17 protein-coding genes, 1 tRNA gene and 1 pseudogene are annotated in these 17,353 nt (G+C 58.1%); 7 read left to right on the top strand and 12 right to left on the bottom strand.

The annotated features are described in order from the left end of the window. The 3 genes from WLY71_RS15220 to WLY71_RS15230 form a co-directional block, all read left to right on the top strand. Positions 1-304, top strand: a 304-nt coding sequence (locus WLY71_RS15220; protein WP_347804195.1) for a phosphoadenosine phosphosulfate reductase domain-containing protein, incomplete at its 5' end; no start/stop codon positions are given. A gap of 452 nt (positions 305-756) precedes the next feature. Continuing rightward, positions 757-2,298, top strand: coding sequence for an NCS1 family nucleobase:cation symporter-1 (locus WLY71_RS15225; RefSeq protein ID WP_347804196.1), 1,542 nt, complete (start codon positions 757-759; stop codon positions 2,296-2,298). Positions 2,299-2,354: 56 nt separating this feature from the next. Continuing rightward, positions 2,355-3,083 (top strand): aspartate/glutamate racemase family protein, encoded by a 729-nt coding sequence (locus WLY71_RS15230; RefSeq protein WP_347804197.1) that lies wholly within the window; start codon positions 2,355-2,357, stop codon positions 3,081-3,083. A gap of 126 nt (positions 3,084-3,209) precedes the next feature. Here WLY71_RS15230 and WLY71_RS15235 read toward each other — a convergent pair whose 3' ends face one another. Continuing rightward, the gene (locus tag WLY71_RS15235; protein ID WP_347804198.1) at positions 3,210-4,133 is read right to left on the bottom strand and encodes a LysR family transcriptional regulator; all 924 of its coding nucleotides are present in this window, start codon (positions 4,131-4,133) and stop codon (positions 3,210-3,212) included. Between the two features lie 125 nt (positions 4,134-4,258). Here WLY71_RS15235 and WLY71_RS15240 point away from each other — a divergent pair, with 125 nt between their 5' ends. Beyond that, complete coding sequence (locus tag WLY71_RS15240) at positions 4,259-5,005, top strand: 3-oxoacyl-ACP reductase family protein (RefSeq protein WP_347804199.1); 747 nt, start codon at positions 4,259-4,261, stop codon at positions 5,003-5,005. A 70-nt stretch (positions 5,006-5,075) separates the two neighbouring features. Here WLY71_RS15240 and WLY71_RS15245 read toward each other — a convergent pair whose 3' ends face one another. Beyond that, positions 5,076-5,771, bottom strand: a complete 696-nt coding sequence (locus WLY71_RS15245; RefSeq protein WP_347804200.1) for an HAD-IA family hydrolase — start codon at positions 5,769-5,771, stop codon at positions 5,076-5,078. Between the two features lie 263 nt (positions 5,772-6,034). On the opposite strand from WLY71_RS15245, the gene WLY71_RS15250 reads away from it, so the two are divergent. Both WLY71_RS15250 and WLY71_RS15255 read left to right on the top strand, forming a co-directional pair. Next, entirely contained in the window at positions 6,035-10,831 is a 4,797-nt protein-coding gene (locus WLY71_RS15250) for an RHS repeat-associated core domain-containing protein (RefSeq protein ID WP_347804201.1), read from the top strand. Position 10,832: 1 nt separating this feature from the next. Next, complete coding sequence (locus WLY71_RS15255; protein WP_347804202.1) at positions 10,833-11,150, top strand: hypothetical protein; 318 nt, start codon at positions 10,833-10,835, stop codon at positions 11,148-11,150. 525 nt (positions 11,151-11,675) lie between these two features. Here WLY71_RS15255 and WLY71_RS15260 read toward each other — a convergent pair. From WLY71_RS15260 to WLY71_RS15305, 10 genes and pseudogenes are all read right to left on the bottom strand, one after another. Further along, positions 11,676-11,888 (bottom strand): hypothetical protein, encoded by a 213-nt coding sequence (locus tag WLY71_RS15260; RefSeq protein ID WP_347804203.1) that lies wholly within the window; start codon positions 11,886-11,888, stop codon positions 11,676-11,678. A 107-nt stretch (positions 11,889-11,995) separates the two neighbouring features. Continuing rightward, a complete protein-coding gene (locus WLY71_RS15265; protein ID WP_347804204.1) occupies positions 11,996-12,181 on the bottom strand; it encodes a hypothetical protein in 186 nt (61 codons plus the stop codon). Between the two features lie 128 nt (positions 12,182-12,309). Further along, positions 12,310-12,738: a glycine zipper domain-containing protein gene (locus WLY71_RS15270; RefSeq protein ID WP_347804205.1), complete on the bottom strand. Its 429-nt coding sequence runs from the start codon at positions 12,736-12,738 to the stop codon at positions 12,310-12,312. A gap of 183 nt (positions 12,739-12,921) precedes the next feature. Next, positions 12,922-13,293: a hypothetical protein gene (locus WLY71_RS15275; protein ID WP_059404653.1), complete on the bottom strand. Its 372-nt coding sequence runs from the start codon at positions 13,291-13,293 to the stop codon at positions 12,922-12,924. Between the two features lie 330 nt (positions 13,294-13,623). Next, the gene (locus tag WLY71_RS15280) at positions 13,624-13,815 is read right to left on the bottom strand and encodes a hypothetical protein (RefSeq protein WP_347804206.1); all 192 of its coding nucleotides are present in this window, start codon (positions 13,813-13,815) and stop codon (positions 13,624-13,626) included. 146 nt (positions 13,816-13,961) lie between these two features. Next, complete coding sequence (locus WLY71_RS15285) at positions 13,962-14,282, bottom strand: YbjQ family protein (protein ID WP_095130296.1); 321 nt, start codon at positions 14,280-14,282, stop codon at positions 13,962-13,964. Positions 14,283-14,316: 34 nt separating this feature from the next. Beyond that, positions 14,317-15,506, bottom strand: a pseudogene (locus tag WLY71_RS15290) (serine hydrolase domain-containing protein). Between the two features lie 41 nt (positions 15,507-15,547). Next, on the bottom strand, positions 15,548-15,730 hold the full coding sequence (locus tag WLY71_RS15295; protein WP_082459027.1) for a hypothetical protein: 183 nt from the start codon (positions 15,728-15,730) through the stop codon (positions 15,548-15,550). 328 nt (positions 15,731-16,058) lie between these two features. After that, positions 16,059-16,148 (bottom strand) — tRNA-Ser (locus WLY71_RS15300). A 93-nt stretch (positions 16,149-16,241) separates the two neighbouring features. After that, the gene (locus WLY71_RS15305; RefSeq protein WP_347804207.1) at positions 16,242-16,391 is read right to left on the bottom strand and encodes a hypothetical protein; all 150 of its coding nucleotides are present in this window, start codon (positions 16,389-16,391) and stop codon (positions 16,242-16,244) included. A gap of 64 nt (positions 16,392-16,455) precedes the next feature. Between WLY71_RS15305 and WLY71_RS15310 the strand changes: the two genes are divergently transcribed. After that, entirely contained in the window at positions 16,456-17,145 is a 690-nt protein-coding gene (locus WLY71_RS15310; RefSeq protein ID WP_347804208.1) for a crotonase/enoyl-CoA hydratase family protein, read from the top strand. The last annotated feature ends 208 nt before the right edge of the window (positions 17,146-17,353 follow it).

A 17,353-nucleotide genomic window follows, 5' to 3' on the forward strand; every position in this document is an offset into this window, starting at 1 on the left:
TTCCGGGGTGGAGAACGCGGTGCTGGAAATCGACACCGCGTTCTCCACCCCGGAACGCACCCTGTACAAATTCAACCCGCTGGCGCAAATGACCAGTGAAGAGATCTGGGGTTACATCCGCATGCTGGAGCTGCCGTACAACAGCCTGCACGAACGCGGGTTCATCAGCATCGGCTGCGAGCCCTGTACCCGTCCGGTGTTGCCGAACCAGCACGAGCGCGAAGGTCGTTGGTGGTGGGAAGAAGCGACGCAAAAAGAATGCGGTCTGCATGCGGGCAACATCATCAGCAAATCCAAAGCTTAAAAACCGCCTCAAAAAATGTGTACACACGAATGTCACCATAGGTGCCATTTTTGTGTGCACTTATAATTTCAGCGCCCCAAAAAATTACACGCCCCTGCCCTGACTTCCTCAGTCGACTTTTCGTACAAATCCCGCTGAAAAACAAATACCTGTTCACTCGGTCAATTTATATCGCCTTTATTTCAGTCCCTTACGGCGAATAGATAACAAAACGAAATTAGAGGAGGAATTCATAGATCGCTGACTGGCATGGTTCTGGCTTAAGTGCATACATGTTTTGTATACAATCACATCAAAACATACACACACTTTAGATCCGCAAGCCTGAAGCGCCCTATCCCGTACAGGCTGCAGATGCCCCGTAACCAATGATGCTGACTGCCCGCGACGAAGATTTGTCGAGCCAACGCTCATGCACAGTCATCGCGACGCCAAGCTCGGAGCCTGCCGGAATGCGTACTAGCCTCTCCAATAACAACATCGCGCTGGATCTACCCTCCTTCCCACCCACTTCAACCCTTCACGACCAAACGTTTCAAGAACCTGTCGTACTCAGCCCTCGCCTGCACAACAAGGACCTGGCGCCGACCAAAGCCGAAGGTCGACGCTGGGGCCGCTACAGCATTTTCGCCCTGTGGACCAACGACGTTCACAACATCGCCAATTACTCATTCGCCATCGGGCTGTATGCGCTCGGACTGGGCGGCTGGCAAATCCTGCTGTCCCTGGGGATCGGTGCGGCGTTGGTGTATAGCTTCATGAACCTCTCCGGTTACATGGGGCAAAAGACGGGCGTGCCGTTTCCTGTCATCAGCCGGATCAGTTTCGGCATTCACGGGGCGCAGATTCCTGCATTGATCCGCGCCGTTATCGCCATTGCCTGGTTTGGGATTCAGACATACCTGGCCTCGGTGGTCTTTCGTGTACTGCTGATAGCGGTTCATCCAGGTTTCGCTGACTACGACCACAACTCAATCCTCGGTCTATCAAGCCTGGGCTGGGTGTGCTTCGTAGCGATCTGGTTCGTGCAACTGGCGATTCTCGCCTATGGCATGGAGATGGTGCGGCGTTACGAGGCGTTCGCCGGGCCAGTGATTCTGCTGACCGTCGCCGCCCTCGCCGCGTGGATGTACTTTCAGGCCAACGCGACCATCGCCTGGTCGATCCGCGAACCGCTGACCGGCGGCGAGATGTGGCGCAACATCTTTGCCGGTGGTGCGTTGTGGCTGTCGATCTACGGCACGCTGATCCTCAACTTCTGCGACTTCGCCCGTTCTTCGCCGTGCCGCAAGACCATCAAGGTCGGCAATTTCTGGGGCCTGCCGGTGAATATTCTGGTGTTCGCCAGCATCACCGTCCTGCTCTGCGGCGCTCAATTTCAGATCAATGGACGGATCATCGAAAGCCCGACGGAAATCATCGCCTCGATTCCCAACACCTTCTTTCTGGTGCTCGGTTGCCTGGCGTTCCTGATCGTCACCGTGGCGGTGAACATCATGGCCAACTTCGTCGCCCCGGCCTTCGTGCTGAGCAACCTGGCGCCCAAATACCTGACATTCCGCCGCGCCGGCCTGATCAGCGCGACCATCGCGGTGCTGATCCTGCCGTGGAACCTCTATAACAGCCCGTTGGTGATCGTGTATTTCCTGTCCGGCCTCGGCGCCCTGCTCGGCCCGTTGTACGGCGTGATCATGGTCGACTACTGGCTCGTACGAAAAGGTCAGGTCAACGTGCCGCAGTTGTACAGCGAAGACCCCAACGGCGCTTATTACTACAGCCGCGGAGTCAATTTACGCGCCGTCGCGGCGTTCATTCCTGCCGCGCTGATCGCCATTGTCCTGGCGCTGGTACCGGGCTTCGACAGCGTATCGCCCTTCTCCTGGCTGATTGGGGCCGGGATTGCCGGGATGCTCTACCTGATCATCGCCAAACGGCAGCCCCATTACGCAGACGTCAGCGGTGAAGCCATCGCCGTCGATAACGTCAGCCATTAATCCTTAGGCGGCCCGGCACCGTCGGGCCGCAGAACCACCCGTTATAAGGACTTCCCATGCGAATTCTCGTGGTCAACGTCAACACCACCGAATCCATCACGCAGGCCATCGCGCGTTCGGCTCAGTCAGTGGCCGCGCCCGGCACGGAAATTATCGGCCTGACGCCCTACTTCGGTGCCGACTCCATCGAAGGCAATTTCGAAAGTTATTTGGCCGCTATCGCGGTGATGGACCGGGTGATGTCCTACGACCAACCCTTCGATGCCGTGATCCAGGCCGGTTACGGCGAACACGGCCGCGAAGGTTTGCAGGAGTTGCTCAACGTGCCGGTGGTGGACATCACCAATGCGGCGGCCAGCACGGCCATGTTCCTCGGCCATGCCTACTCGGTGGTCACCACGCTGGACCGCACCGTGCCGCTGATCGAGGATCGCCTCAAACTGTCCGGACTCTGGGACCGTTGCGCGTCGGTACGGGCCAGTGGTTTGGCGGTGCTGGAACTGGAATCCGATCCTGAGCGTGCGCTGGAGGCAATTATTCGTCAGGCGGAATTGGCCGTGCTTGAAGACAAGGCCGAGGTGATTTGCCTGGGCTGCGGCGGCATGGCCGGGCTGGATGAACAGATTCGTCAGCGCACCGGCGTGCCGGTGGTGGATGGTGTGACGGCGGCGGTGACGATTGCCGAGTCGTTGGTGCGGTTGGGTTTGTCGACGTCCAAGGTGCGGACTTATGCGACGCCGCGGCCGAAGAAAATTATCGGCTGGCCGGGGCAGTTTTGCAGGTAGACCGCGTCATCGTTCATCGCGAGCAAGCTCGCTCCCACAGGGCTCTGCGTCGTTTACATCATTGTGGAACGACGCATAACCCTGTGGGAGTGAGCTTGCTCGCGATGGCCGCGCCTCGGTTTTGAATCAGAGCGCACTAAACCGCTGCCCCAACCCCTGCTCCGCAAACTGCTCAATGATGAAATCCACAAACGCCCGGGTCTTGCCGGGCAGCAGTTTGTGCTCCGCGTAATAGATCGAAATGTTGCCGTCGTCGACATACCAGTCCGGCAGCACCCGCTGCAAGGTCCCGGCCTCCAGATAGCCCACGGCAAACGGCATGCTCACCAGCGCAATACCCAACCCTTGGGCGGCCGTGGCACAGGCCGCCTCCGAATCACTCATGGTCATCCGCGCCTTGAGGGTCAGTGGGCTGTGTTGCTGGGTGCGACTGGTCAATTGCCAGGAACGCACACGCCCCGTCTGCGGCGATCGAATCAGGATGCCATCGTGAGGCTTCAGATCATCGGGCTCGGCAATCACCTCACGCCCCGCCAGATACTCGGCTGACGCCACCAGCACCCGGTGGGCCGGGGTCAGCTTGCGCGCCACCACCCCCTGCGGCAGCTCGAATCCCCCACCAATCGCCGCATCGAAACCTTGAGCGATCAGATCGACCTGACGGTTATCGAAATGCCAGTCCGGGTTGATCGCCGGAAAGCGCCGCAGAAACTCCCCGAGCAACGGCACGATGTACAAACGCCCGAACACCGTGCCCATGCTGACCTTCAACGTCCCCGCTGGTAGCCCCTCGGCGCTGGCCAGATTGGCCACGGCATTCTGGATCGTGTGAAGACTGGAACTCACTTCGCCGAGAAAAACATGACCCGCTTCAGTCAGCGTCAGGCTGCGAGTGCTGCGCTGAAACAGCCGTACACCCAGACGCGCCTCAAGCTTGGCGACGCTCTTGCCCACCGCCGCCGGGGTCAGACTCAAGCGGCGCGCGGCTTCGGCGAAGCTGCCGACCTCGGCACTGCGCACGAAGCATTCGATACTGCTGAAGGTTTCCATAAGCGACACTATAAACTTTTGGTTTACACAGACTATCGCAATTACCGTCTACACGGCCGGTAATCCTGAATCGATACTAGGCTCCATCAACCGACGCATCTCGCCTCGGGACTTTGGAGATCGATATGACTACTCAGAACCTCAGCGGCAAAGTGGCTTTGATTCAAGGCGGATCCCGCGGTATCGGCGCCGCCATCGTCAAACGCCTGGCCGCTGAAGGCGCGACAGTCGCCTTCACCTACGTCAGCTCCACGGCCAAAGCCGAAGAATTGCAAAACACCATCACCGGTAACGGCGGCAAAGCCCTCGCCATCAAGGCTGACAGCGCCGACGCCGAGGCCATCCGCAACGCCGTGACCGCCACCGTAAAAGCCTTTGGCCGCCTGGACATTCTGGTCAACAACGCAGGTGTGCTGGCCGTTGCCCCCTTGGAAGATTTCAAACTCGAAGACTTCGACCAGACCCTCGCGATCAACGTGCGCAGCGTGTTCATCGCCACCCAGGCCGCAGCCAAACACATGACCGAAGGCGGTCGCATCATCAACATCGGCAGCACCAACGCCGACCGCATGCCCTTCGCCGGTGGTGGCCCGTACGCCATGAGCAAGTCGGCGCTGGTCGGCCTGACCAAAGGCCTGGCTCGCGACCTCGGCCCGCGCGGCATTACCATCAACAACGTGCAGCCGGGCCCGGTCGACACTGACATGAACCCGGCCAGTGGTGACTTCGCCGAAAGCCTGATCCCGTTGATGGCGGTGGGTCGTTACGGTAAAGCGGAAGAAATCGCCAGCTTCGTCGCCTACCTCGTCGGTCCCGAAGCCGGCTACATCACCGGTGCCAGCCTGACCATCGATGGTGGTTTCGGCGCCTGATGTTCTGAATCACGCATAAAGAAACGCCGGCAACCCTGATCAGGGTGTCGGCGTTTTCATGTACGCAGCTTTAAGCCCATTCGAGCGCCGGCAAACCGCAAGCGCTCGGTTTGAACGCTTTCAGCGTACGAAGAATGCCGTCGGCGTGTGCGTATTTTTCGTCAGCCATCGCCGCATTCGGGATCGCAATCGCGGTCATTCCTGCCGCTTTCGCCGCCGTGACACCGAACGGTGAATCCTCGAACACCAGGCAATCCTCAGGCGCGACACCCAGGCGCCGCGCCGCCGTGAGGAAGATGTCCGGCGCCGGTTTGGCCGCGCCGACTTCCGGATCATCGGCCGTCACGATGAAATCGAACAGCGCGAACCAGTCGCGGTGCAAGGTGGTTTTCTGGCCGAACGACTGACGCGAAGAGCTGGTTCCCACCGCGATCGGAATGTTATTGGCCTTCAGATGCCGAACCAGCTCCTGCGCGCCAGGCATTGCCAGCGCCGTAGGAAAACGCTCGCGCATCAGCGGTTCGCGGATCACCAGAAACTCTTCGGCGGTAATCGGCAGGTCCAGCGCCTCGACCACATAACGCGCCAGATCACCCGCGCCACGGCCGATGATGTGCTGTTTGACGCTCCAGTCGAAGACCCGACCGTAACGCGCAGCAATCATGGACGTGACCTCGGTGTAAATGCCCTCGGTGTCCAGCAACAAGCCGTCCATATCGAAAATCACGGCCTTGATCGGGCCGAATTCATTCAGTGGTGCATTCATCGCATCTGATCCGTTTTCTAATGACATCCCAGAGGCGGCTCAGGTACGGCCGGGTCCGCGATCGATTAAAGGATTCAGCAGCATAGCGAGCGCGGCGGGCATAGGGCAACGGGCAATGCCTGATCGGTACTAAAACCTGCGCCGAAGTGCTCTCCGTCATTTAGCGATTTCCCCTACACCAAACACTTACTTTCCCGACTTCTTTCCCCGCCGATCCCACGCAAAGTCTCGCGCTCTGAATTGATCCGCGCGAGGGACTGCGAATGTTCATACCTGACAACCTCCTGGCCTTGAACAACACCATCGGGCTGCTGGTGGTCGCCGCCATGGATCCTGACCAGCCGGGTATCGAAGCGCTACTGAGTGATTTTCGACTGTGCCTGAACGACTACGACGCCTGGGCTGAAAGTTTCTGGACCGGTAGGGCACTGGATGTCGAGCAAGTGTTCAAGGTCGGCAATGAAGTCCGTCTAAGCGCACCGAAGAGTTCGACCACGCCTGTCAGTGCGACAGTCGCCGCGTGCCAGGCCAGCGGTCCGTTGACCCTGGTGCATATGTTTGAGGCAGCGCGTTTCGTGCCGATCGGCAATACGCCGGTGATGCTTGAACCTTTGCTTTCCGACGTGGCGGGTGAACAGACGTTTGGCGAGCCGATCTACGATGTGATCGGCCCCAGCGGCATCCTGGAAATCCCCGATTGCCAGCGCGGCCAGCGTTATCGCATCACGTTCTTTCCCGATGTATCCGCTGATCACGTCAAAGCACTTTACGCCTCCTATCAGGGCGTCATCGGCGAACTGGAAGGTTGGTTGCGTAACGAGTGGACGACCGAGTTCGAACCAGCGTTGGCCGGGTTCTCCCAGGCCAGTTTCATCAAGCGCTACGGCATGCTGCAACAGGCCGACTGGCGCGGCTTCGAGAACTCGCTGAACGGTTTGTGGGATGACGTAAAACAGATTTACACCCTGATCGCGGACCTGCAGGCCAACAGCGAAAAACTCCTTGAATACCTGACCCGATCCGAGCTTGAAACGCTGCTGAACGCTTCGGCGGAGTCCATCGCCAACGTGTTGCTGATGCTGAGCGACGAGCCGTTGATGTTCATTCATCTCGCGGCGTTCACCAGTTGGCTGAGGATGCTGCCGCCGCAGTACATCGCCGAGGTCGTGGCGGAAATTCGTACGGAGATATTGATCAGTTTCCTGCTCATGTGCCTTACCGGTCCTGCGGGACTGGAATTGCGCCTGAGTGAGAAGGTGCTGTCCAGGATCAAGTCCCCGCAGACCCGGCAATGGCTGGCGGCCGCCAGCTTGCGATTGGCTGAGCTCACCGCCAAGTCCGACCTGACAGCCCACGCTGGCGCGCTCAAACCGCTGATGGTCAATGCCCGGAATGCACCGATCCATCCTGCGCCCGCAGTGTCATTGCAGATCACCGCGGGGGTTGCGCCGGTTTTGTTGGTGAAGAATCCGGTGGCCATTGCTCGCGACAAGTCTGAAGCCATGACCAGGATTGGCAGGCAGGAACATCGCGACGATGCCCCGGATCAAGCGAAAAACCCCAACGGTGACAGCGCCGATTGCGGACCGTTGACCTGTACCAATGGCTGTCCGGTATCGATGGTCACGGGCGAGGAACTGCTCACGCTGACCGACGGTGCGCTGGACGGGATTTTGCCGTTCGACTTCACCCGGCTCTATCGCACCAGTGCGGTGGAGATCGATTGCGGGCTCGGATTCGGCTGGAGTCACTCACTCGCCCATCACCTGGAAATCGATGGCGACACCGTCATTTGGATCGACCACGAAAACCGCCGTACGACCTTTCCGCTACCCAGTATCGAGCGCCCGACGATTCACAGCAGCCTGTCGCGGGCAGCGATTTATCTAGGCGACGAGCCGGAAGAACTGATCCTCGCGCTGGCTGGCGAAAAATCGCGTTTTTTCCACTTTCGTGCAGGACGTCTGACGGCCATCAGCAATGCCTACGGCAATCGGCTGACGGTGCAGCGGGACTCTTCTGACAGGATCAAGCGCCTCGATAACGGCGCAGGGCGCTCCCTTCTATTGCGCTATGAGCGCCGGCACATGGTCGCCGTCGAGTATCAGCGTTTTCATCCGGCCGACACCCTGGAAGACGCCTGGCGTACTGAGCAGACGCTGGTTGCCTACCGCTACGACGCTTGTCATCGCTTGATCGAAGCAACCAATGCCGCCGGCGAAAGCGAGCGCTACGACTACGACGAGCAGCACGTGATTCTGCAGCGGCAATTGGCCGGTGGGGCGAGTTTCTTCTGGGAGTGGGAACGGTCCGGCAAGGCGGCCCGATGTGTCCGCCATTGGGCGTCGTTTTCGCAGATGGACACGCACTATGTCTGGGACGACAGCGGCAGTGTGGTGGTTAAAAACGCCGACGGCAGTGAAGAGGTTTACGTCCACGACGACCGGGCGCGGCTGGTGCGCAAGGTCGAGCTGAACGGCGGCGAACACCTCAAGGCTTACGACGACAACGGTCGGCTGATTGCCGAGCAGGACCCGCTAGGCGCCGTCACCGAATACCGTTACGACGAGGTCGGACGGCTTATCGCACTGATTCCGCCGCAAGACGAACCGACGGCCTACGAGTATCGCAACGGTTTCCTGCATGCGCGTTATCGCGGCAAAGCGGTGTGGAAATATCAGCGCAATGCTCACGGTGACGTTACCGAAGCGACCGACCCCGACGGCCATGTCAGCCACTATCACTACGACGAAAAAGGGCAGCTGCTGTCGATCCGCCACCCGGACAACAGCCGGCATGTGTTCGTCTGGAACGCCTTGGGACAACTGCTCGAAGAAACCTTGCCGGACGGTGGCCATCGGCGGTTTTCCTACGACGCGTTGGGGCGGCAGATTACCCGTCAGGACGAACACGGTGCCGTTACCCACTACCAATGGGATGCCGTCGGCCGACTGATCCAGACGACGCTTCCCACCGGCGCCAGCCGCGCGTTCAGCTACAACGCCTACGGAAAAATCACCGCCGAACGCGATGAACTGGGTCGCATCACCCGCTACGAATACGTCGACGATCTGCACCTGGTCAACCGTCGGATCAATGCCGACGGCACCCAGCTGAAGTACCGCTACGACAACGCGCAGCTGTTGCTCACGGAAATCGAAAACGAGTCCGGCGAAAAATACCTCCTGGACTACACGCCCAATGGTTTGATCCGACAGGAAACCGGATTCGACGGCCAACGCACGGCGTACGCCTACGACCTCAACGGCCAGCTGCTGGGGAAAACCGAGTTTGGCGAGGACGGTTCGCAGCTGGTGACGGGTTATCAGCGGGATTCGGCCGGACGCCTGCTGGTCAAAACCCTGCCCGACGGCAACAAGGTTGAATACCGCTACGACAGCCTCGGCCGGTTGGTCAGCGTCGATGACGGCCACGACCATCCGCTGGAATTTGAGTACGACCAGCAGGACCGGCTGATCACCGAACACCAAGGCTGGGGCACGCTGCGTTATGGCTACGACGCCTGCGGCCAACTCAATCGCCTGCGCCTGCCGGACAACAGCAAACTCGATTACCACCACGCCAAGGGTGGCGCGCTGACGGCCATCGACCTCAACGGCACCCGCCTGACGTCGCATACCTTCTTCGCAGGTCGCGAACTAAACCGCCAACAAGGTCTGTTGCTCAGCGATTATCAGTATGACGACCAGGGCCGTCTGAAAGCCCACGCTGTCAGCCAACACCTCCAACCGCTGTATCGCCGCGACTATGCCTACAGCACCAACGGCAACCTCGACTACATTGCCGACACGCGACACGGCCAACGCAGCTACCAATACGACCCGCTCGACCGCCTGATTCGCGTCCGCCACTCCCGCGATCACCAACCGGAAAGCTTCGCCCACGACCCGGCGGGCAACCTGCTGATGCAGGATCGTCCAGGCCCGTCCACCGTCAAAGGCAATCGCCTGCTCATGCAAGGCGACCGCCATTACGACTACGACGCCTTCGGCAACCTCATCCGCGAGCGCCGCGGCACCGGGCAAAAACTGATCACCAAGTACCGCTACGACTGCCAACATCGGCTGATCGGCGCCACCCTGCCCAACGACAGCCAGGCGACCTACCGCTACGACGCCTTCGGCCGCCGCATCAGCAAAACCGTCGACGGCAAAACCACCGAGTTCTTCTGGCAGGGCGACCACCTCGTCGCCGAACACAGCCGCGAGCACTACCGCAGTTACCTCTACGAACCCGGCACTTTCCGCCCGCTCGCCATGCTCGACGGCAAAGGCCCACACCAGGCCTGCCCGTTCTACTACCAACTCGATCACCTCGGCACACCGCAAGAACTCACCGACTACAGCGGCGACATCATCTGGGCCGCCCGATACACAGCCTATGGCCGCCTGACTCGCCTCAACCGCGACACCCATCAGGTGCTTGATCAGCCGTTGAGGTTTCAGGGGCAGTATTTCGATGCGGAAACGGGCCTGCATTACAACCGGCATCGCTACTACAATCCGGATGTTGGACGGTATTTGACGCCGGATCCGAGCAAGTTGGCGGGTGGGTTAAACGGGTATCAGTACACGCGGAACCCGACGGGGTGGGTTGATCCGTTGGGATTGAGTGAGTGTCCGGGTGGGGATGGGTGTAAGAAGCCGTCGTTTGGGGATGAGGATCCGGCGGGGACGGCGAAGGTTGATGAGGGTGAGGCTCAACTACCGACCGCTTATACCCAATTTCCAAGCGACCCGAATGAACTGACAAAAGTTCTCGGCGTAGAACCTAAAATTTCGCAAACCAAACATGGAAGTCAAAGGATGGAGTGGCAACCGAACGCTGATACAAGCATCAGATTCGAAAGTCACCCTGGAGATGCAGGTCCATTTAACGAAAGGCACCACGGTGAGCATTATCATATTGAGCTCAAGCCTAGCCATTTGAGCTGGAAACAAGCGGAGAGGAAAAAGGCCATCATAAAGGTCAAGCCACAGAGTTATCGGCTTGGCCATGGAACCGGCTTTCTCGTCGGTGAAAAGCATCCAGGTACTTAAAATGACTGTATTTCCGGTTTCAGACGGCACCATCGAAAGCATTACGTGTGAGCATGAAAACTTGTTTGTTGAGTTTCTGGATTGGCAGGAACAGCTTTGGATGGTGACTTTTCAGAATGTCTTAGCATTCAAGGCAATTGGCGCCGTCGGCTGCGAGGTGTCAGAAATGTATGAGGAAGATGTCACATCGTTATCTGAGGAAGTAAGAGCATTGGATGCATCGGAAGTCGGTACGAGTTATTGCTTCGCTGCCGCCAGAGATAACAACGTCATTTTGACCATAGTCGCAAGCGGCTACATGGCCGAGAAATGTCCTTGATTTCTTGAAGTCACAAAGCCCAGCTCAATGCTGGGCTCGACTCTATCCGAAATATTTGGGTATTAACCGCCTGAGTCACTGGCTCCTCCACCAGCTCCCCCCGTCCCTCTTCCTGCATTCCCAGAACTACCGGATCCTCCAGACCCACTCCCAGAACCGCTCCCACTCGAACCTCCACCACTCATCGCCCCGCTTCCCGCCTCCGGGGCGGTGCTACTTCCGTTTGCATCATTACCATTCCCACCACCAATGGTGCCAGGCGGCAACGCATTCCCGTCAGCGGAACCCGCATTCATTTCTGAGTAAGGCGGCATCCCGCCCTTATCCACAGGTGCATCTTTGCCGGAGGACTGAGCAAACGCCGACATTGAGCCGGCCAACATCACGCCGATAACCGTCAGGGTCGTCAATTTTGACCTGATCATGGTGTATCTCCTTTAATAAGGTGCGTACCTGAATTCTGGCAGCCATCGCTTTTTAAAGGTGCCGCACAATCGACGAGCGGCGCTGCGCCACAGCGTATAGTCAGCTCGGTTCGTTTGAGCCGTCGTCACCGGCAATGTCCGGGTCGTCAGGGTGAGCTTCAACATCCCCGCGTTTCACTTCATCAGACGGCAACTGCTCTACAGCGGTGTCGTCATCAGGCGGACGTTGATCGCGACTCAGAGAATCGGTCGGTGAAGGCAACGGATATTCGGGGGTTTCGTCGATGTCGGAGTCTTTGGGATCCGCGTTCATAAAGCACCTCTCGTGGGGCCTGAAAAGCAGGCCCTGAAGTTTCGAGGATTGCGCCTGCATTGCGTTCGATCAGAGAGATGATCGGTCGAGTCCGTCGCACAGCAGGGTCAATCTTCATCCTCTTCCTCCTCGTCTTCGAACTCGATATTTCCAACGTCGCCCGCATCATCGGAATCATTGAGCGGCACTGTTGCGTCATCCATCAGTGAGCCTGGGTCTTCGTTTCCTGGATCGTTAATGAACGGAAGCCCGCTCGGGCCTTTTTCTTCCTTGCCTTCGGTTTCAGGAGTCATGGCATGCCTCACAACATTCTGGGGTGTATGAAGTTCGAGGCGGCCCAGGACCAAACGTTCCAGAGTCCTACTACCAGGAACGAAAAACCCGGCGCTGGGCCGGGTTTCTGGTGGGGTTCGATGTCGAATCAGTGATGTTTGTTCTTGTGCTTGTTTTTATGCTTATGCTTGTGGCCGCTACCGGAATGCGAACTGCCGCTATCGCTACCCAAGTTGTTGCCTACCGCCCCACCCGCCGCGCCGCCCAGGCCTGCGCCAATGGTCGAACCGGTAGAACCACCGAGGCTATTGCCGATCACCGAGCCACCGGCCGACCCCAAACCACCACCAATAGCCGCTTCTGTGCGACTGCCTTTGTTCGCGCCGACCGCGCTACCTGCCGCGCCGCCTACACCGGCGCCAATTGCGGCACCCGTGCTGCCGCCCATTTGCCGGCCGACCACGTCACCTAGCGCACCGCCAATACCACCGCCAACTGCAGCGGTGCCGTCACCGGCTGCCATTGCACCTTGAGCGACCAAAAGTCCCAGAACCAACGTGGACAATGTCAAACGCATGATATGAACCTCTAAATTCCGTATCGGGGGTAAGAGAACGCGTTACGGATGGCGTGAGTCTAGCTTTTTCATCACGCCAGCGCTGATCTTTGGACAGCTGTAAATTCGAAGAGCGCGAAGAAGAAATGTCCAGATACAAAAAGCCCGGCATCAAGTCGGGCTTTTTGAGCTGATCAATCAGGATCAGTGACGCTTGTGACCTTTGGCCAGATTGCTGCCCACGCCGCCGCCCAATGCGCCGCCCAAGCCTGCGCCGATGGTGGAACCGGTCTTGCCGCCCAGGCTATTGCCAATGACCGAACCGCCGGCCGCGCCGACACCACCACCAATGGCTGCTTTAGTGCGGCTGCCTTTGCGTGCGGCAACAGCACTGCCGGCCGCGCCCGCTACACCAGCACCAATCGCTGCACCGGTGCTGCCGCCCATGCTCTGGCCGACCACATTACCCAGCGCGCCACCCAAACCACCACCGATGGCGGCAGTGCCATCACCCGCAGCCATCGCACCTTGAGCAACCAAAAGCCCCAGAACCAAAGCAGGCAGTGTTAAACGCATGACAAGAACCTCAAAAAAAGGGGTAACCGAAAGGGGCGAGATTGAATGCTTTAGAGGAGACAAAGTCCAGACACGCACGAGTACAACCTCGCAATAGGCGACGGTTGGACATCGTTTTTAGAAAAGGTTTTATGACAGGCAAAAAAAAGCCCGCTGGGGAACGGGCCAGGTACTGCTTTCTAACGGATAAGTTGAGCCTACGTAGGTAGGTGTGAAAAGTTTGTGAAAAAAAACACCAACAGCGGGTTGTGTATCTGTAGTCCAAATCCCAACAGCCGACCTTGTGAAAATGAAAACCCCGCTCAATGGCGGGGGCTGTCCGGTTGACGGTTACTTCCTGGAAGGCGCCGTCACCCTCTTGGGCAAGAAATTCGCCTTTTCGGTTCGGGGCACCTTGGATTTCACTTTGGCGACCTGGACCGGGTCTTCACCAAAGCCTGCCACATACTCCGCTTGACCACACTGCACGCAATTGTTGATCGGAAACTCAGTCCCGTCGTCTTCGATATACGAATCAACCATACCTTTCCCCTCTCAAAAAAGGGTCGACACCGGCAAGCCCTATTTGCCTGAAAAATATCGACCTTCAACGCTTTTGAGACTAGCCAGTCATTACTGGACTTGTAGTTCAGATTATTGCATCCCCGACGAACGGCTTCGTGACCCACTCACCTCAACTTGACCGCCGTTCCGGTCACGAACACCACCACCATCCCGCCCTTCCCGGCCGGCATGCTGATCTCATAATCAAGCCCCACCACCGCATCAGCTTGAAGTGCCCGCGCCCGTTCCTTCAACTCGTCGGTTGCCTGAATCCGTGCTTCCTTCAACGCCCGCTCCAATGTCTGAGAGCGCCCACCGAAAAAATCCCGCATCCCGGCGAACATATCTCGGATAACGTTGACACCCTGCACCGACTCGGCACTGACGATGTCCAGATAGGCGGTGATTTGTCGGCCTTCGATGGTGTGGGTTGTGGTGGTGATCATTAAATTTCCTTCTTCATGGCCCCGGGATAATTACTCAAGGCAACCTGGACAGATGTTGAGCCAACGCATCAAACGCCGGCAAGGTGACCGGATCGTTAGCCGAGTTACTGGCGACCGGATGGGAGGCGTAGCGAACAATCAACATCTCGGCTTTCGGGTCGACATAGATGCGTTGCCCATGGACCCCGCGCGCCATGAAAGCTCCGCCCTCTTTGTTGGTCACCCACCACATTGAACGGTAGCTCCAACCCTTCAACAAATCGTAACCCGTATGGGCGAATACCTGCTTGTAATCCACCGTGAAATAGACGTCCTGCTCAGCACCCAAACGGCTCCAGATCCGCTCCGACAACAACTGTGCGACGTTGCGACCGGTCGTTCGAGCGATGATCCAGCCCAGTACATCGGTATTGACGGTCTTGTAGCCGAACGCGCTGCCGTGTTCGCCTTGCGGTTGAACCGTCTGCAAAAACTCGTAGTAACTTCGCGGACCGCTGTAGTCCTTTGGCTTGGGCAGAGGGCTGCCAGCTTTTGCATGGGCCCAGACCTCGGCGTTCGGGTCGGCGTAGTCCTCGCTGTACTTGAGGCCGGTCTTCATATCGAGGACCTGGCGCACCGTGGCGCTGCCAAACCCGGAAGCCGCCAGTTCGGGGACGTATTCGGCCACGTGCTTGTTCGCATCGATTCGCCCTTCCGCCACCAACATCGCCCCCAACGTGCCGATCACGGACTTGGTCACCGACATTGCCGCGTGCTGGCCGTCAGGCTTCAGCACGCCAAAGTAACGCTCGTAGACACTTTCCCGCGATGCATCACCACAATCCCGTCGGTGTAGGTGGCCGCGAGGGATTGATCCCAGGTCATCGGAGCCTTCGCGTCAAGCGGGACGAAGCTGATCGCATCGATGTCTTTGCGCAGCGCAGATATCAACGGAACCGGTGCGCCGAGCCCCCGTGAAACGTTGATCGTTGGCATCAGTTGACGGAAGTTCGAGACACTCCAGCGCATCGCCGGGAACTGGAAATAGCTGCCGTCTTCGAAACGCACGGTGCGATCGGCGGGTGGTGGCGAGCCGACCATCCAGCCTAGTTTTGCGGGGTCGCTGGCTATGGCATCGGGGAAAGTCTTAGTCGTAGATGCGGTAGCGAATAAAGAGACGGTACTCATCAACACGGCGGTGAGGGAAATAGCTATGCGGCGGGAAGCGGCGCGAGGGTGAGACATTGTGTCGATTCCATTCGAGAGGGTTTGGGCAGTCCAACAGGTTAGAGCAGCTTGACCAACACAGTTGTGACAGTGGCCACCGTGCCAATCAACCCGGTCGCTACAGCCACCGGATACCAAAAAGTTTCACGGGTCATCTTCCCGGCCTCGGCGTTCAGCTTGCGCTGCTCAGCCATCAGCTTGACGATCTCCACATGAACCTTTTCCAGTTCTGCCTGTTCCATGGTGAATTCCTGCATAACGTGCGTTCGTCCTTCCAGATAATAGGCCGCGTCATGTGCCTTGCCGTTGATTCATTTTGTACCCTAAAGGCGCAAAGCGAATACCCCTCCCGAAACGGCTAGTGTCAGGTGCTAAAACTTATGGAAGCACCCAACTACCTGGCTTTCCAGCATTACTTCCCACATGCCTATCACCCGTCCTACATGAATTTCGGAAGCGCCTTCCCCGATGGGCTTGGGTCAATAACATTGCCATCCCCAAAATCCAGACGCCAGAAACCACAAAACCCCTGACTTCTCTCGAAATCAGGGGTTTTGGTTACATCGAATTTGGCGGTGAAGGAGAGATTCGAACTCTCGATACAATTTCTTGTATACACACTTTCCAGGCGTGCTCCTTAAGCCACTCGGACACTTCACCGTATCTCGTCAAACATGTTCTGTCTGTCGAGGCGCGCTAATGTAGTCGAAAGCTTTTCCGATGGCAAACTTTTTTTGCAGAATTTTCATGCGCTTAGCGTTTTAGTCGTTCGAGCAGGTTCCAGTCCATGGCAAACCCGCCAATCTCCGGCTTCGCGCCCTCCTCTATATAGAGGGGAATGCGCGGCTGACGTGGCGGGCGACGCTTGCCGGGCGGGGAAAGGGTGACTGGGTGGTCAGTCACGGCGCTTTACCTGGCCTGCGGCGGTGGGTAACGTCTGCCCTACTTTATTGAAAGGAATAGCGTCATGAGTGAGTTGATTTCCTACCATCTCGAAGACGGTATCGCGACCCTGACCTTGAGCAATGGCAAGGTCAATGCCATCTCTCCGGACGTGATTGCTGCGTTTAACGCCGCGCTGGATCAGGCGGTGACTGATCGTGCGGTGGTGATCATTACCGGGACGCCCGGGATTCTGTCGGGCGGTTATGACTTGAAGGTGATGACCTCCGGCCCTAAAGAAGCCGTGGCGCTGGTGACTGCCGGTTCGACGCTGGCCCGTCGCCTGTTGTCGCACCCGTTCCCGGTGATCGTCGCGTGCCCTGGGCATGCGGTGGCCAAGGGCGCGTTCCTGCTGTTGTCGGTGGATTACCGCATTGGTGTCGACGGCCCGTTCAGCATTGGTCTGAACGAAGTACAGATCGGCATGACCATGCACCACGCCGGTATCGAACTGGCCCGTGATCGTCTGCGCAAGTCGGCGTTCCACCGCTCTGTCATCAACGGTGAGATGTTTAATCCACAAAGCGCCGTGGATGCCGGTTTCCTCGACCTGGTGGTGTCGGCCGAAGAGCTGCAAGGCGCGGCGCTGGCGGCGGCTCGTCAGTTGAAGAAGATCAACATGACCGCTCACAAGAACACCAAGCTCAAAGTGCGTAAAGCGCTGCTGGAGACGCTGGACAACGCGATCATCCAGGATCAGGAGATTTTGGTTTAAACCCAAACGTGCCACACCGAAAAGCCCGACCGTCGTGTCGGGCTTTTTCTTACGCGCTCCGTTGAAAAGCCTACAACCGCTCTAGATCGCATCTGACCCATAAGTCGGAAACATGCGCTCAAACATCGCCTATCTCCCACTTCTATAGCGGCAATTGCCGAAAACAGTGCACATCCGTACACTGCGCCACCTTTTGTCCCGGTGGGGC

Source organism: Pseudomonas rossensis (assembly GCF_039888995.1).
GTDB classification, from domain to species: domain Bacteria; phylum Pseudomonadota; class Gammaproteobacteria; order Pseudomonadales; family Pseudomonadaceae; genus Aquipseudomonas; species Aquipseudomonas rossensis.

Excerpts from the sequence above, each read along its gene's own strand:
- WLY71_RS15255 (WP_347804202.1), top strand. The coding sequence starts at position 10,833 with ATGACTGTATTTCCGGTTTCAGACGGCACCATCGAAAGCATTACGTGT.
- WLY71_RS15275 (WP_059404653.1), bottom strand. The coding sequence starts at position 13,293 with ATGCGTTTAACACTGCCTGCTTTGGTTCTGGGGCTTTTGGTTGCTCAA.
- WLY71_RS15250 (WP_347804201.1), top strand. The coding sequence starts at position 6,035 with ATGTTCATACCTGACAACCTCCTGGCCTTGAACAACACCATCGGGCTG.
- WLY71_RS15310 (WP_347804208.1), top strand. The coding sequence starts at position 16,456 with ATGAGTGAGTTGATTTCCTACCATCTCGAAGACGGTATCGCGACCCTG.
- WLY71_RS15265 (WP_347804204.1), bottom strand. The coding sequence starts at position 12,181 with ATGACTCCTGAAACCGAAGGCAAGGAAGAAAAAGGCCCGAGCGGGCTT.
- WLY71_RS15270 (WP_347804205.1), bottom strand. The coding sequence starts at position 12,738 with ATGCGTTTGACATTGTCCACGTTGGTTCTGGGACTTTTGGTCGCTCAA.
- WLY71_RS15225 (WP_347804196.1), top strand. The coding sequence starts at position 757 with ATGCGTACTAGCCTCTCCAATAACAACATCGCGCTGGATCTACCCTCC.
- WLY71_RS15240 (WP_347804199.1), top strand. The coding sequence starts at position 4,259 with ATGACTACTCAGAACCTCAGCGGCAAAGTGGCTTTGATTCAAGGCGGA.
- WLY71_RS15295 (WP_082459027.1), bottom strand. The coding sequence starts at position 15,730 with ATGGAACAGGCAGAACTGGAAAAGGTTCATGTGGAGATCGTCAAGCTG.
- WLY71_RS15260 (WP_347804203.1), bottom strand. The coding sequence starts at position 11,888 with ATGAACGCGGATCCCAAAGACTCCGACATCGACGAAACCCCCGAATAT.
- WLY71_RS15245 (WP_347804200.1), bottom strand. The coding sequence starts at position 5,771 with ATGAATGCACCACTGAATGAATTCGGCCCGATCAAGGCCGTGATTTTC.
- WLY71_RS15280 (WP_347804206.1), bottom strand. The coding sequence starts at position 13,815 with ATGGTTGATTCGTATATCGAAGACGACGGGACTGAGTTTCCGATCAAC.
- WLY71_RS15230 (WP_347804197.1), top strand. The coding sequence starts at position 2,355 with ATGCGAATTCTCGTGGTCAACGTCAACACCACCGAATCCATCACGCAG.
- WLY71_RS15235 (WP_347804198.1), bottom strand. The coding sequence starts at position 4,133 with ATGGAAACCTTCAGCAGTATCGAATGCTTCGTGCGCAGTGCCGAGGTC.
- WLY71_RS15285 (WP_095130296.1), bottom strand. The coding sequence starts at position 14,282 with ATGATCACCACCACAACCCACACCATCGAAGGCCGACAAATCACCGCC.